This window comes from Natrinema sp. CBA1119 (genome assembly GCF_002572525.1).
GTDB lineage: Archaea > Halobacteriota > Halobacteria > Halobacteriales > Natrialbaceae > Natrinema.
Genome location: NZ_PDBS01000001.1, coordinates 2347392 through 2359938, shown reverse-complemented (window position 1 = coordinate 2359938; position 12547 = coordinate 2347392). Strand labels below are relative to the sequence as shown.

The 12547-nt window shown below is 64.5% G+C and carries 18 protein-coding genes; 4 read left to right on the top strand and 14 right to left on the bottom strand.

Features of this window, described 5'->3' with window-relative positions:
- Positions 1 to 10: 10 nt before the first annotated feature.
- The gene (locus tag CP556_RS11610; protein WP_098725765.1) at positions 11 to 268 is read right to left on the bottom strand and encodes a hypothetical protein; all 258 of its coding nucleotides are present in this window, start codon (positions 266 to 268) and stop codon (positions 11 to 13) included.
- Between the two features lie 179 nt (positions 269 to 447).
- Here CP556_RS11610 and pyrF point away from each other — a divergent pair, with 179 nt between their 5' ends.
- On the top strand, positions 448 to 1248 hold the full coding sequence (gene pyrF / locus CP556_RS11605; protein ID WP_098725764.1) for an orotidine-5'-phosphate decarboxylase: 801 nt from the start codon (positions 448 to 450) through the stop codon (positions 1246 to 1248).
- Positions 1249 to 1295: 47 nt separating this feature from the next.
- Here the strand turns inward: pyrF and CP556_RS11600 are convergent, their stop codons facing one another.
- The 4 genes from CP556_RS11600 to CP556_RS11585 all read right to left on the bottom strand — a co-directional run bounded on the left by CP556_RS11600 (position 1296) and on the right by CP556_RS11585 (position 2471).
- Positions 1296 to 1541, bottom strand: coding sequence for a type II toxin-antitoxin system HicA family toxin (locus CP556_RS11600; protein ID WP_098727382.1), 246 nt, complete (start codon positions 1539 to 1541; stop codon positions 1296 to 1298).
- Positions 1542 to 1598: 57 nt separating this feature from the next.
- A complete protein-coding gene (locus CP556_RS11595) occupies positions 1599 to 1820 on the bottom strand; it encodes a type II toxin-antitoxin system HicB family antitoxin (protein WP_098725763.1) in 222 nt (73 codons plus the stop codon).
- 170 nt (positions 1821 to 1990) lie between these two features.
- Positions 1991 to 2260, bottom strand: a complete 270-nt coding sequence (locus tag CP556_RS11590) for a hypothetical protein (RefSeq protein WP_098725762.1) — start codon at positions 2258 to 2260, stop codon at positions 1991 to 1993.
- A 31-nt stretch (positions 2261 to 2291) separates the two neighbouring features.
- Entirely contained in the window at positions 2292 to 2471 is a 180-nt protein-coding gene (locus tag CP556_RS11585; protein WP_098727381.1) for a hypothetical protein, read from the bottom strand.
- A gap of 209 nt (positions 2472 to 2680) precedes the next feature.
- Here CP556_RS11585 and CP556_RS11580 point away from each other — a divergent pair, with 209 nt between their 5' ends.
- A complete protein-coding gene (locus CP556_RS11580) occupies positions 2681 to 4282 on the top strand; it encodes a GTPBP1 family GTP-binding protein (RefSeq protein ID WP_098725761.1) in 1602 nt (533 codons plus the stop codon).
- A 57-nt stretch (positions 4283 to 4339) separates the two neighbouring features.
- Here CP556_RS11580 and CP556_RS11575 read toward each other — a convergent pair whose 3' ends face one another.
- The 4 genes from CP556_RS11575 to CP556_RS11560 form a co-directional block, all read right to left on the bottom strand.
- Entirely contained in the window at positions 4340 to 4648 is a 309-nt protein-coding gene (locus CP556_RS11575) for a 2Fe-2S iron-sulfur cluster-binding protein (RefSeq protein WP_098725760.1), read from the bottom strand.
- Positions 4649 to 4972: a hypothetical protein gene (locus CP556_RS11570; protein WP_098725759.1), complete on the bottom strand. Its 324-nt coding sequence runs from the start codon at positions 4970 to 4972 to the stop codon at positions 4649 to 4651.
- A 1-nt stretch (position 4973) separates the two neighbouring features.
- Positions 4974 to 6032, bottom strand: a complete 1059-nt coding sequence (locus CP556_RS11565; protein WP_255291448.1) for a ribonucleotide-diphosphate reductase subunit beta — start codon at positions 6030 to 6032, stop codon at positions 4974 to 4976.
- Positions 6033 to 6200: 168 nt separating this feature from the next.
- The gene (locus tag CP556_RS11560) at positions 6201 to 6914 is read right to left on the bottom strand and encodes a sterol carrier protein (protein WP_098725757.1); all 714 of its coding nucleotides are present in this window, start codon (positions 6912 to 6914) and stop codon (positions 6201 to 6203) included.
- A 291-nt stretch (positions 6915 to 7205) separates the two neighbouring features.
- Here CP556_RS11560 and CP556_RS11555 point away from each other — a divergent pair, with 291 nt between their 5' ends.
- Entirely contained in the window at positions 7206 to 7934 is a 729-nt protein-coding gene (locus tag CP556_RS11555) for an SCP2 sterol-binding domain-containing protein (protein ID WP_098725756.1), read from the top strand.
- 179 nt (positions 7935 to 8113) lie between these two features.
- Here CP556_RS11555 and corA read toward each other — a convergent pair whose 3' ends face one another.
- From corA to CP556_RS11545, 3 genes are all read right to left on the bottom strand, one after another.
- Positions 8114 to 9100 carry a magnesium/cobalt transporter CorA gene (gene corA, locus CP556_RS11550; RefSeq protein WP_176548173.1) on the bottom strand — a complete coding sequence of 329 codons (987 nt, stop codon included), beginning with the start codon at positions 9098 to 9100 and terminating at the stop codon, positions 8114 to 8116.
- Complete coding sequence (locus CP556_RS25950) at positions 9097 to 9267, bottom strand: hypothetical protein (protein ID WP_176548172.1); 171 nt, start codon at positions 9265 to 9267, stop codon at positions 9097 to 9099. The genes corA and CP556_RS25950 overlap by 4 nt, the downstream gene beginning before the upstream one ends.
- A gap of 109 nt (positions 9268 to 9376) precedes the next feature.
- The gene (locus CP556_RS11545) at positions 9377 to 10006 is read right to left on the bottom strand and encodes a hypothetical protein (protein WP_098725755.1); all 630 of its coding nucleotides are present in this window, start codon (positions 10004 to 10006) and stop codon (positions 9377 to 9379) included.
- 162 nt (positions 10007 to 10168) lie between these two features.
- Between CP556_RS11545 and CP556_RS11540 the strand changes: the two genes are divergently transcribed.
- Positions 10169 to 10417, top strand: coding sequence for a PRC-barrel domain-containing protein (locus CP556_RS11540; protein WP_098725754.1), 249 nt, complete (start codon positions 10169 to 10171; stop codon positions 10415 to 10417).
- Positions 10418 to 10622: 205 nt separating this feature from the next.
- Here the strand turns inward: CP556_RS11540 and CP556_RS11535 are convergent, their stop codons facing one another.
- Both CP556_RS11535 and CP556_RS11530 read right to left on the bottom strand, forming a co-directional pair.
- On the bottom strand, positions 10623 to 11828 hold the full coding sequence (locus CP556_RS11535; protein ID WP_098725753.1) for an acyl-CoA dehydrogenase family protein: 1206 nt from the start codon (positions 11826 to 11828) through the stop codon (positions 10623 to 10625).
- A 1-nt stretch (position 11829) separates the two neighbouring features.
- Entirely contained in the window at positions 11830 to 12402 is a 573-nt protein-coding gene (locus CP556_RS11530; RefSeq protein WP_098725752.1) for an SCP2 sterol-binding domain-containing protein, read from the bottom strand.
- Positions 12403 to 12547: the final 145 nt, after the last annotated feature.

Genomic DNA, 12547 nt, shown 5'->3' with positions numbered 1-12547 from the left:
TCCGGGGCCGTCAGCGGCCGTTGCAGGCCAGCGTCGAGCTGACCTGTTCGACCTCCACGTCACAGCCCGAGCAGACGCGTTTCTCGGTCGCGATATAGACGTCGCCACACCGCGAGCAGTGGAAGAGATTGCCGAATCTGCTCGAGACGCTGTCCTCTCCCCCGTGATCGCTCTCGTCGGCCGCGATCTCCGTCTCGTTCGTCAGCGTCGATCGGACCCGTTCGCGAAGTCGCTGCGAGAACGACGTCGCGTTCTGTCGTATTCCCATACAGTGGTCAACTGCTATAGGAAGCAAGTAGCTGATGTCTAAAGTATTTGGAACGGTTCGGTGTGGCGTGGCACGCCGCGGACCGGTCGGCGTCGGCGTATCGGCACCGCGAACGATCCGCTACCGGTCGTTGACCAGCGGATAGCAACCTTTTCGACTGTCGCGTGACCACTCTCGATATGAACTTCTTCGACCGCTTGCACGACCGCATCCGAACGGTCGACAGCGTCGTCTCCGTCGGCCTCGATCCCGACCAATCGCGCATTCCCGACCACCTGCACGAACACGACCTCCCCAGGTGGGCGTTCAACCGGCGCATCATCGACGCGACCCACGAGCACGCCGCGGTCTTCAAGCCGAACGCGGCCTTCTACGAGGACCCCGACGGCTGGCGCGCCCTCGAGGAGACCGTCGCCTACGCCCACGGGAAGGGCGTTCCCGTCCTGCTCGACGCCAAGCGCGCCGATATCGGGAACACGACGCGGCAGTACGCACGGCTGCTCGAGACCGTCGACGCGATCACCGTCAACCCCTACATGGGCCGCGATTCGTTGCAGCCGTTCCTGGCGAACGAGGAGGCCGGCGTCTTCGTTCTCTGTCGGACCTCGAACCCGGGCGGCGCGGATCTACAGGACCTCGAACTCGAGACCGGCGAGTCCGTCTACGAGCGAGTGGCCGCGCTGGCGGATCTCTGGAACGAGAACGACAACGTCGGGCTCGTCGTCGGCGCGACCCAGCCCGAGGAACTCGAGGACCTCCGCGAGCAGGTGCCGGATCTCCCCTTCCTCGTCCCCGGAATCGGGGCACAGGGCGGCGACGCCGAAGCGGCGATCGAGTACGGGCTGACCGACGGCGTCGGACTGGTCAACTCCTCGCGCGGAATCATTTTCGCCGGCGAGGATCGTGGTGAAGAGTTCGCTACTGCCAGCGGGCAAGCCGCGAAGCGACTCAAAAAGCGGCTCAATCAGTACCGAGAATAACGCGCTGTTAGCTGCTTCGCGCTCGAGAATCAGTTCGTCAGCGTCGGTCAGGTCATCTCGTCCATCTCGTCGAGGAACGCTTGGAAGTCGTCGGCCCCGGCCTGGTCCGCGATACTTCGGAGCGTTCCGACCGCGAGTTCGTCGTGCAGCGGAACGGTGACGTATCGTGTTTCACCCGTCTCGGGATGGACGTATTTCAGCTTGACGTGGCTCCCCGTCTGATCGACGCGGCGGAACCCCCAGTTCCCGAGAGCGCGAACGATCTCGCGTCCGGAATACGTCCCGCGTGTCACTGCGCTGTCGTACTCGTGACCGCCACAAAAAGCCACCCGTTACGTGCGGGCGATCGGTTAGAACCAGGGTGCCGTCGATGGCTCCGTCGGTTCGTCGTCGCTATCCGGTTCCGGTCGCTCGTGAAGCGCGAGCGCTTCGGCGAGATTCTCGAGGGCTTCGGACTTTGTTTCGCCCTGACTGGCGATCCCGCTGGCTTCGTCCGTCGCGACGTACCACTGTCCCTCCTTGGTGACGGTAACGGTATCGTCGGTCGACTCGCCACGGGATTGCACGCCCATATCTATTCACAGGACTAGCTGCGTGAAATGCTTTCCGACAAGACTACCGTTGCCGCGGCGCAATCTATCGATCCTCTCATAGAGGGGGAACCCGTTCTCCGCTATCGGAGCCACTGAAACGAATCACACACTGACCGCAACGCTGTCATGCGATCAGGTATGGATAACTGTCAGTGACTCCTCTCCGCCGTTCGACGACCGGGCTCGACCACCCGACCCGCGATCCGCCCATCGACGACCCGGCCGACAATCTCGACTGTCACCGGCTCCGCCGGCGGCCGCTCCTCGAGTCCGTCCAACCCCTCGACGACGGCGATGTCCATCGGACTCGAGTCGTTCGGGTGGTCGGCGACGAGGGTTCCGTCGTGCTCCTCGAGTCGGAGCCGATACGTCTCGCCGACGCCGAGTGACTCGCCGAGCAGGTCGCGTATCGAAGTCACGAGATTGCTGTCCTCGGTTTCGTCGGTCGGGTCAGAGCTGGTTGATCTCCACGTCGTCGTTCCCGGGGCCCGGCTGTGCCTGCGAGGCGCAGTCGGCACACAACCCCATGCTGTCCTCGTAGTGAACCGCACACACGAGCGTCCCGCAGTTGGAACACCGCTCCTGGGCCGGACGCGATTCACAGATCTGACAGAGACCACTGACGCTCATGACTCGAGGGACGGACTCGAGGGGCTTGAAAGCGGCCCCGGCACGTTCGGCCCGGACGCGCGGCCACGCGACGATATCGGACACTGCAGGGCGTTTTCGCGACGCTCGAGTCCCTTTCGGCGTAGTTTTCTTCGACTCAGGAGTTGTACCATGTCAAACATTGTCAATACACGGGAAGGCTTTTGCCATGTGCCCCGCTACCAGGGGGTATGAGCCGTGACCGGGCTCTCCTCGAGCGAGCCCTGGACCGTGGCGAACAGGACGGTGGCAACGTCGAGTTCAAGGAACGGCTGTCACGAGACGTCCACCTCGAGGGTGGACGACGGGAGAGTCTGGCCGCGCAACTCCGACACCGACTCCTTTCGGGCGACGGCGAGGCGACGTACGTCGTCGGCGTTACCGACGACGGCGGCCTCGCCGGGATCGATCCCGACACCTTCTCCGAGACGATGGACGTCCTCTCCCTGCTGGCCGAGGAGGCCGACGCACACATCGAAGACGTGCAGACCTGGGGGATTAACGAGGGTATCGTCGGCGTCGCTCAGGTTCAGGAGGGTGGCGTCCTCGAGACGGACGACGAACACGTCGTCGTCGGGACGGCGGGCCACGTCGATCACGGAAAGAGTACCCTGGTAGGGTCGCTCGTAACGGGCAAACCCGACGACGGGGACGGTGCGACGCGCGCATTCCTCGACGTGCAGCCCCACGAGGTCGAGCGCGGCCTTTCGGCCGATCTCTCCTACGCCGTCTACGGCTTCGACGACGACGGCCCCGTTCGCGTGCGGAATCCGAACCGAAAGGCCGACCGCGCCGAAGTCGTCCAGGAGGCCGATCGGCTCGTCTCCTTCGTCGACACCGTCGGCCACGAGCCGTGGCTTCGGACGACGATCCGCGGCCTCGTCGGGCAGAAACTCGACTACGGCCTGCTGGTCGTCGACGCCGACGACGGGCCGACCCGGACGACCCGCGAACATCTCGGCGTCCTGCTCGCCACGGACCTCCCGACGATCGTCGCGATCACGAAGACCGACACCGTCGACGAGGAGCGCATCGAGGAAGTCGAACGCGAGGTCGAGCGACTCCTCCGGGAGGTCGACAAATCGCCGCTGCGGGTCGCCCGTCACGGCATCGACGCCGCCGTCGAGGAAGTCAGCGAGCGCGTCGTTCCGATCGTCGAGACCAGCGCGATCACGATGGACGGCCTCGAGACGCTGGACGAACTGTTCGATCGGCTCCCGAAAACGTCCCAGGACACCGGCGAGTTCCGGATGTACGTCGACCGAAGCTACTCGGTCACGGGGGTCGGCGCGGTCGCCTCCGGCACGGTCATGGCCGGCGAGGTCGAGGCCGGCGACGAACTCCTGCTCGGCCCGATGGCCGACGGCCGCTTCCAGGAGGTCGAGGTTCGCTCAATCGAGATGCACTATCACCGGGTCGACAAGGCCCAGGCCGGCCGGATCGTCGGGATCGCACTCAAGGGAATCAAGGAGAGCGCGATCGAACGCGGCATGGTCCTGTTACCGCGAGATGCCGATCCGGACCCCGTCCGGGAGTTCGAGGCCGAAGTCATGGTGCTCAATCACCCCACCCGAATCGGCGAGGGGTACGAACCGGTCGTCCACCTCGAGACGATCGGCGAGGCCGCGGCCTTCTACCCCGAAAACGGCCGACTCCTGCCGGGTGATACGGGCGAGACCACCGTCCGGTTCAAGTTCCGCCCGTACCTCGTCGAGGAGGGCCAGAAGTTCGTCTTCCGCGAGGGCCGCAGCAAGGGCGTGGGGACGGTAACCGATGTCCATCCCGCTGACTGACAGTCACTGCACACCCGGTCACACGATAGGAGCGCGGTTCGAAGCGATTGTTCCGAATTACAGCGCGTCGAGTCCGAGCAGGTCGTCCTGTACCCGCTCTCCGACCCGGATCTCGCTGTCCGCTCGCGGGTACGAACAGCACAGTAACACGTAGCCGTCGTCCGCCTGTTCGGGGGTGAGCGCCGTCCCCTCGCGCCCGTCGAGTTCGCCCTCGAGCAACTCGCCCGCACAGGAGGTACACATCCCGTTTCGACAGGAGTGGGGGAGCTCGAGGCCGGCGCGCTCGGCGGCGTCGAGGACGTACTCGTCCGAGCCGACCGCGACGGTCTCCGTCCCGTCCTCGAGGTGGAACGTGATCTCGTACATCTATATCCGCTGGCGGAGCTTGTACAGTTCCAGCGCTTCCAGACGCGGATCGCCGGTGCCGACCTCGTCGTGCTCGAGGCTGGCACCGCTAATGCTCTCGTTGAACGAGGTGCTGACGCCCTCCTCCTCGAACGTCGAGTCCATGATGTAGGCGACGTTATCGCGCACCGTCTCGAAGCGCTGGCCGAGTTCGTCGGCGGCGTCCTCGATCGCGTCGATCACCTCGTCCTCCGAGGCGGTGAACTCCGCACCGCGGGACAGTTCCCGCAGTTCGGTCTCGGTCGATGCACCGGAATCGGTCGTCGTCTCAGTGTCGTCCGTCATCCTATCGCCCTCCGTCCGCCGCGACGCCGCGTTTTCGCTGGTAGACCTTCTGATACTCCCGGACCTCCTCGTCGATGTCTTTCTCGAGACACTCCTGATGGCGGTCGGCGACGAGGCCGATGATCTTCCGGTGGTCGATGTCGAGGGCCAGCGTCTCGTTGAACTGGCCGTCGATGAGGTGGCCCACCCGCATCAGGAGGTCGTCGAAATCGATCTCGAGGGGGTCGCCGACGGCGTCCGTGAACATGTAGCCGAAGTCCGCGACCGACGCAACGTTCTCGTAGAGGACGTCCTCGATGGCCCGACCGACGCCCTGAAACTCGGGCTCGCCGGCGCGTTCCTTCGCGAGCAGTTCGCCCAGCGCCTCGACGCCGTGGGTCATGTGCCGCCCTTCGTCGGTGCTGATGAACTTGAATCCGTGGTTCAACAGCGGTAACGGGGCGTTCTGCGAGAGTTTGTTGATCGCGTAGAAGCCGCCGCGGGCGAGCAGCCCCTCCACGATCATGTGGTAGACGGTCAGCGCCTTCGCGATGTCGACGGGGTCCTGCGAGTGGGCCGCTCTAGCGGTTAGCTGGCCCTGCCGATCGAATATTTCGCCGAGCCCGGTCGCCTGCACGATCGGAATCCGAGCGCCGCCGCGTTTCGGATTCAGGTCGGCGAACACGTCCTGTTCGCCCATCACCTCGTGCATGTAGACGTCGAGGAACTGCGTGTGCTTGTGTTCGGTCAGCGTAAACATCGTCATATACATCTCCATCTCCTCGTTGTCGTCGAAACACGGCGCACCCATGATGCGCTGGAGGTGGTGACTCGCGTCCTCGCCGACCGCGAACTCCCCGTCGAGAAAGCCCGATACCAGATACCGGATCTGCTTTTGCTCGACGGGCTCGAGCGAGCGCCAGATCTCGCGGTCCTCCTCGAACCCGACCTCCTCGAAGAGCTTCTCGACGTTCCACGTCCCGAGTTCGACCCCTTTCTGGAAGAGGTCGTACCACTTGCTCTCGGTGTCGATCCGTTCCGCTCGGAACCCGTCCGTTGTGGTAACTTGTGACACAAGCATAGATCGCCGGTGTCAACAATGAGCGTACTCGTTCGAATAACCGGCAGTTGAAGTCACGCCGAGAATCCGCGCTCGATCGATCCACTCATACGGTTTGCTGTAACGATTTACCGGCGCGACGGCAGGCCGGATCGCGGTCGCGCCGGAAATGACTGACAGCAGACCGTATCAGAACAGGTATCGCGCGTCGGTCTCGCCGGCGACGTCACCCATCGCCGCCGCGGCGTCGCCGTAGTGGATGACCCGCGTCACGCTTCCCTCGAGGGCCATCTCGTTGGACATCACCGACTCGATGACGTCCGCGCCCTCGAGGAGGTCCGTCCAGGTCTCGTAGGGGGCCTCGAGTTCGAATCCCACGTCCCGCGCCGACGGATCTTCCACGAGTTGTGCCCGTCGACAGACGCCGTCTTCCAGTTCGAGGTGCGCGTGGACCCGCGAGTCGTCGACGACGTACGTCTCCAGTTGCGCGAGCAGCGAGTCGAGGTCGCCCCGGATCTGGTCCTCGAGCGCCGGCCAAGCCACGTCGGGAACGTCGGCGAGCGCGACGCCCGAGAGGGCGCGCCGGAACCGCTCTCGGTCGCCGTCGTCACCATCGCACTCAGCAGACTCGAGTCGCGCTTCGAAGGCCGGCGTCGCCGTCTCCCGCAGCCGGTCGAACTCGTCGTCCCCGAGCGCGTCGATCCGGTCGGAGAGGTCAGCGGTCAGGTCGTCGGGGAGGTCCCCGAGCGCGGTCTCCTCGAGGGGGAGTCGCGTCAGGACGAACCGGAAGTCGCCGTCGAAATCGACGCCCCAGCCGTCGCTCTCGGCCGCGTACGCGTCGTCCTCGTTGAGATTGGCGCGGTAACTCTCCAACCACTCTCTGGACGGAAACCAGTCTGTCATGGGTTCACGGACGGGATTCGGCGGCTTCAGCGTTCGTCCGCGAATCCGAGGCGATATATGTGAGATGGGTTCGCACGGGAACCGATCAACGGACGCGGAAGTCCGCGAGTGATGGAGACCGAAACCCGCCGAACGGGGACAGCCGGCAGTGAGCGGCTCGTCTCGAGTGTCTCCGATCCTCGAGTGACCCCCGATGGCTGATAAACTCCCTCGGATACCCGGAGCAATTACAACAGGCGTTCACACTGAGCACAGTTCTATATCGGGTCCGTCGCGGCCCGGTGGCCACACATGAGCACGCAACGACTCCGACCGATCGAACAGTATTTCCCGACCGCACCGTGGCTCGAGGCGTATCGAGACGCGATCAACGAGAGCGACGAGTACGCGGAGCACTCGGCGGGCTGGGGCGTCGACTTCGACGGCTCGTTCATCTTCCAGATCGAGGACGTCCCTCTCGAGAGCAACGCGATCGCCGACCTGCCCCCGGAGATCGTCGACGCCGTCGAGGACGAACTCTCGGGCCTCTCGGAGGGCGAACTCGAGGCGATTCTCGAGGAAGCGCCCGCCGATGTACGTGACCGCATCGAGTCCCGTACCGGGTCGCTCGAGGAACGCGTCACCGAGGAGGTCCTAGAGACGACGATGGCGGAGATTCCCGACCGCACCTGGCCGGAGCTGCGGGCGGAACTCCCCGACCTCCTCGCCGAACTGACCACGCAACTCGAGGAAAACATCGCCGACGACGGCACCGTGTACTCGTATCTCGACCTCTGCGACGGCGAGTGCCGGGAGGTGGACACGATCACCGACCTCGACGAGCGGGAGTACGGCTTCCGCCTCGTCGGCGACTACGAGCAGTGGACGACGCTCGTCCGCGGCGAGGGCGGCGTCATCGACATGCTGATGTCCGGCGATTTCGAGATCGACGGCGACATGCAGAAGATCCTGCAGTACTCCGACGCGGCGGTCGATCTCGCCGAAATTGCGGCCGACGTGGACTCCCGATTCATCTTCTGAGTCCGCTCGACGGCGGGCGGTCTGCCAGCCACCGGTCGGCGGCGACGCGGTGGCAAACTTGTTCGCGATCGCTCGAGTACGGTGACTCGGTTCCGCTCCGCCCTCGGCCGCCCCCTCTTTCGCTCCGTTCTCGGCCCGCCCCGTTTCGTTCCGCCCTCGAGCGTCCCCTGGCGAGCGATTCAGAGCCAGTCCTGTCGGCGGAAGTGAACGAGCAGCAGCCCGGCGAGGAGGCCCATTCCCAGCATCGTCGCCGGATAGCCGTACGTCCAGTACAGTTCGGGCATGGCCAGGGGCGTCTCGGCGAAGTTCATGCCGTAGACGCCGGCGATGAACGTCAGCGGGATGAAGATCGTCGCGACGACCGTCAGCGTCTTCATCACGTCGTTGGTCGACTGCGAGACGGTGTTGAGGTAGATATCCCGCGATCCGCCGGTGAGGTCGCGGTACGTCTCGATGAGGTCGACGACCTGGACGAGGTGGTCATAGACGTCTCGGAAGTACTTCTCGTTGTGATCGGCGATCTGGGGAACGTCGCCGCGGGAGAGAAACGAGATCGCCTCTCGAGCGGGCCAAGCGACTTTTCGGAACGCGAGGAGGTCCCGCCGGACGTCGTTCAGCGTCGCCAACAGCTGTGGGTCCGGCTCGTCGAGGACGCGCTCTTCGACCGCTTCGATATCGTCTTCGATCTCGTCGAGGAGAACGAAGTAGTCGTCGACGATGGCGTCCATAATCCGGTAGACGAGGAAGTCGGCCCCGCGGTCGGCGAATCGGCGGCCGTTCTTCGCCCACCGGGACGCCGAGGGGTCGACGAGTTCGACGTCGGTCGTCGACATCGTCACCACCCAGTCGGTGCCGATGAAGAACCCGACGGGGTTCGTCTGTACCTCCTTGTGGAACGCGACATCGTCGCGCTGACTGAGCCGGACAGTCTTTAGCAACACGAACGTGTGCGTCTCGTACTCCTCGGTCTTCGGTCGCGTCCCTCCCTCGAGCACGTCTTCGATGGCCAACTGGTGAATGTCGAAGCGCTCTACGATCGCTTCCATCTCGCTCGGAACGGGGTCGGCAGCGTGTATCCACGTCTCTCCCGGCGTCTCGATCGCGGTCGCCAGATCGTCGTACTGCTCCGCGCCGTCGGCCGTGTACACCATCGCGTCGAGACTCATACGCTCTCTCCCGGCTCAGACCGTCCCGCGATCGCGACGAGAGCGACGCCGACGATGATCGCCGTGATCGAAAACGCCCGTCCGGGGTACTCGACGGAGATCCCGACGACGTACCCGATAAATCCGACGGCAAACAAACCGGCTCCCGCGAGTCTGGCCCGATTCATGGACGATCCATTCGAGGCTATCGAGAAGAAAGTACGGTGCCGGAGCGAACTCGGTGCCGCGATCCCGTTTCCCGTCGAGCGGCCGGTGTCCCGTGTGACCGGTATCCCGTCAGTACTCGAGGATCAGTCCATAGACCAACCCGAGCGTCCCGCCGTAGAGGGCCCACGCGACGACGCCGACGAGGCCGCCGACAGTGACGTCGGGAATCGCCATCGGCACCCCCATTGCGACCGTCAACCAGACGGGTATCAGGAACAGGGAGAGGACCACGCCCACGGCGACCCCGTAGCCGTTGCCGAGCGCGAGCGTCGTCGTCGTGAGCGCGGATCGCTCGAGCAGCGGGACGAGGAGTTTCCGGAGGTGCTCGTTGCGACTCGAGAGCAGCATGACCCTCGAGACGAACGCGTCGATCGAACGCGAGACGAAGACGCTGAACGGCAGCGCGAACAGGACGCCGAGCGCGAACATCGCGAGCCAGCCGCCGTTCAGGGTCGGGGCGCCGAAAACCGCACCGACCCGCTTGATCGCGTCGGTATCGTACAACTGGATCACCAGCGCGGCCTGAAAGCCGCCGGCGAGCCCGCCCGCGACGGCGGCTTCGACCTCTCGAGCGTCGACCTCGAGGGACTCGATCGTCTCGACGAGCGAGGCCGGCGCGAGGCAGGACGCAGGCTCGTCGGGGTTGCGATCGGCGTTCGAACCGGCGTCGGATCCGGTGCTGGCGTTGGAATCTGCCATCGTCGATGCCTATCCATCGGTCATCGGTAACGCGCCTCAGCCTTGTTCCGCGTATCCGCGGTGATTTATACCGTCACACGCGGTTGCCGGACATACCATTTGGAACTAGTTTCCCGAACGAGTGACCAAAATCATTTACTACGGGATGTGGGCCGAATCCATATGAGCGAATTATTCGCGCGACGTCTCAGCGGCAAACCGATCGTCGGAATCGACGGCACCGACTACGGGACGCTCGCTACCATCACGATGGATCCCGAATCCGGCTCCCTCCGCGATCTCGTCGTCGACTCCGACAGCGGCCCGTCGTCCGTGCTCACCAGCCTCACTGACGATGACGGTCGACTGCGGATCCCCGTCAGCAACGTCGAAACGGTGAACGATCGGATCGTCGTTCGATCCGACGGCTGACACGGGCTGTTGGAACGATGTCCCGGAGCAATCCTAGGACGGTTCGCGGTTGCTCCGGAAATGACTTCCAACGGTCCGTGTAGGGTCCGCGCGGCTCGCGGCATCGTAGCCGACGGGGCCGAGGAAACCGAGCGAGACCGAGAGAACCGATCGGAACCGAATCGCAAGCGAACAAATGGAATCGAAGTAAGAGCGAGCCGACCGGTCAATAGGCGCTCATCCCGGTCAGCTCCTTGCCGACGATGAGCTTCTGGATCTCGGTGGTGCCGTCCGGGATCGTCATCACACGGGCGTCCCGATAGTAGCGCTCCATGCGGTTCTCGAGGTCCAGCCCCGACGCGCCAAGCACCTGCAGCGCGTCGCTGGTCGCCTCGATCGACTGTTCGCAAGCGTACCCCTTCGCGAGCGAAGAGAGGAGTCGAGCGTCCGGATCCCCGTCGACGAGCGCTTCGGCGGCGCTGCGGGAGAGGCCACGCGAGGCCTCGATCGCCGTCCGAACGTCGTAGAGCTTCTCCTGGACCAGCTGGTGCTGGCCGATCGGTTCGCCGAACGTCTCACGCTCTTGGGCGTACGCCAGCGCGTCCTCGAACGCCGCCTCCATGATCCCGACCGCCATGAACGCCATCCCCGTTCGCATGAACGAGAACATGACGTTGAGCGGTTTGTGCTCGAAGAACAGCTGGCTGACGTTCTCGGGGAACGGGACGATATCGTGGATGTCGTGGCCGTCGGCGATCGCGTCGCCGAAGATGGTCGAGAACCGGTTCTCGACCGGGACTCGGACGTCGTCGAGGATCATGCGACCGTTCGGGACGCCCTTCCAACCGAGCTTGTTCATCTCCTCGGTCTCGAAGTCGGTGTTCGCCCGGTCGACCAGGAACATGTCCTGGGCGTCCTCGGACGCGTCGTGAGCGATGACGAGCGCGACGTCCGCGATCTGGGCGTTGCCGACCCATACCTTCTCGCCGTTGAGCACGAACTCCTCGCCGTCCTTTCGCGCGACGGTGTTCGGGTGGGCCGTGTCGCTGCCGCCCTCGGGTTCTGTCACCGCGAGACAGCCGAGACAGCGGTTCTCCTCGAGTTTCGGGAGCATTGCCTGCCGCGTCTCATCGGCGGCGAAGCGGACGAACAGCGACGGGAACGACATCTGAAGCGCGACGTTCAGGCTCGGCCACACGCGGCTGATCTCCTCGCTCGCAATGACGAACCGCCAGACGTCGCCGAAGTACTGGTCGACGGTGTCGGGGGTGAAGCCGATTCCGAGATCGTGCAACCCGTCGAGATAGCCCAGGAGGTCGTCGCGCGTCATCGGGCCGTTGCGATCCGCCTCGTCGACGATCGGTTCGATCTCGGACTCGAGGTGCGCCCGGAGATCGTCGCGAAACGCCGTCTGGTCCTCGGTCAGCCGCATTCTATGACTCCGCGGGAACCTGTTCGGACAGCGAGTTCATGATCGGCGCGAGGCGCGTGCCCTTCTGCACCGGGCCGTCCATCTCGTACTTCTGCTTCATGAAGCCCTGAATCGGATCGACGCTGCCGACGATGAGGCCGACGAGCGTGTCCGCCGGGCCGGTGATCTCGAGCATCGGATCGTCGAGTTTGCCCGCGCCGCCCCGCATCGTCTGCGCGTCCTCGTCGACCTCGAGGTGGCCCTCCATCGGGCAGTCGTCGGCCTCGAAGGTGACGGTGATGTCCTCGTCGATGCTCTCGCGGACCGCGGGCGAGGTCTCGACGAGGACGTTCATGCCGGCCCAGAGCAGTTCCTGGAACTGATCGGCGGTGTCGGGGTTCTCGGAGACGAACGACGCGATGTCCATCGACTCCATTCGCTGAACCACGCGGCCGAACGTCTCGGGGTATTCCCGGACGAGTTCCTCGGTCTGGCCCTCCATCTCGCCGAGCAGCGCCGGCAGGTCGTCTTCGAGTTCGTCGTTCGACTTCTCGAGCGATGCGTCGATCTCCTGAATGAGTTCGTCGTTCGTCATGGCTATCGGTTCGGGCCCGCCGGATGGACGGGTCCCGCTACCCGTGAATAGGGAGCAACCGACGAACAGTGTGATCCGTGGAATACGCGGAGGTTTATATTCCGAGCCGTGACGGTCGGCGAGTCGGTCCCGGCTCGAGGCGCGA

Bases quoted from the DNA above. Each gene is read 5' to 3' on its own strand.
- CP556_RS11535 (WP_098725753.1), bottom strand. From the start codon at position 11,828: ATGCGGCTGACCGAGGACCAGACGGCGTTTCGCGACGATCTCCGGGCG.
- CP556_RS11580 (WP_098725761.1), top strand. From the start codon at position 2,681: ATGAGCCGTGACCGGGCTCTCCTCGAGCGAGCCCTGGACCGTGGCGAA.
- CP556_RS11530 (WP_098725752.1), bottom strand. From the start codon at position 12,402: ATGACGAACGACGAACTCATTCAGGAGATCGACGCATCGCTCGAGAAG.
- CP556_RS11610 (WP_098725765.1), bottom strand. From the start codon at position 268: ATGGGAATACGACAGAACGCGACGTCGTTCTCGCAGCGACTTCGCGAA.
- CP556_RS11565 (WP_255291448.1), bottom strand. From the start codon at position 6,032: ATGCTTGTGTCACAAGTTACCACAACGGACGGGTTCCGAGCGGAACGG.
- CP556_RS11545 (WP_098725755.1), bottom strand. From the start codon at position 10,006: ATGGCAGATTCCAACGCCAGCACCGGATCCGACGCCGGTTCGAACGCC.
- CP556_RS11560 (WP_098725757.1), bottom strand. From the start codon at position 6,914: ATGACAGACTGGTTTCCGTCCAGAGAGTGGTTGGAGAGTTACCGCGCC.
- CP556_RS11575 (WP_098725760.1), bottom strand. From the start codon at position 4,648: ATGTACGAGATCACGTTCCACCTCGAGGACGGGACGGAGACCGTCGCG.
- CP556_RS11540 (WP_098725754.1), top strand. From the start codon at position 10,169: ATGAGCGAATTATTCGCGCGACGTCTCAGCGGCAAACCGATCGTCGGA.
- CP556_RS11595 (WP_098725763.1), bottom strand. From the start codon at position 1,820: ATGGGCGTGCAATCCCGTGGCGAGTCGACCGACGATACCGTTACCGTC.
- corA (WP_176548173.1), bottom strand. From the start codon at position 9,100: ATGAGTCTCGACGCGATGGTGTACACGGCCGACGGCGCGGAGCAGTAC.
- CP556_RS11585 (WP_098727381.1), bottom strand. From the start codon at position 2,471: ATGAGCGTCAGTGGTCTCTGTCAGATCTGTGAATCGCGTCCGGCCCAG.
- CP556_RS25950 (WP_176548172.1), bottom strand. From the start codon at position 9,267: ATGAATCGGGCCAGACTCGCGGGAGCCGGTTTGTTTGCCGTCGGATTT.
- CP556_RS11555 (WP_098725756.1), top strand. From the start codon at position 7,206: ATGAGCACGCAACGACTCCGACCGATCGAACAGTATTTCCCGACCGCA.
- pyrF (WP_098725764.1), top strand. From the start codon at position 448: ATGAACTTCTTCGACCGCTTGCACGACCGCATCCGAACGGTCGACAGC.
- CP556_RS11570 (WP_098725759.1), bottom strand. From the start codon at position 4,972: ATGACGGACGACACTGAGACGACGACCGATTCCGGTGCATCGACCGAG.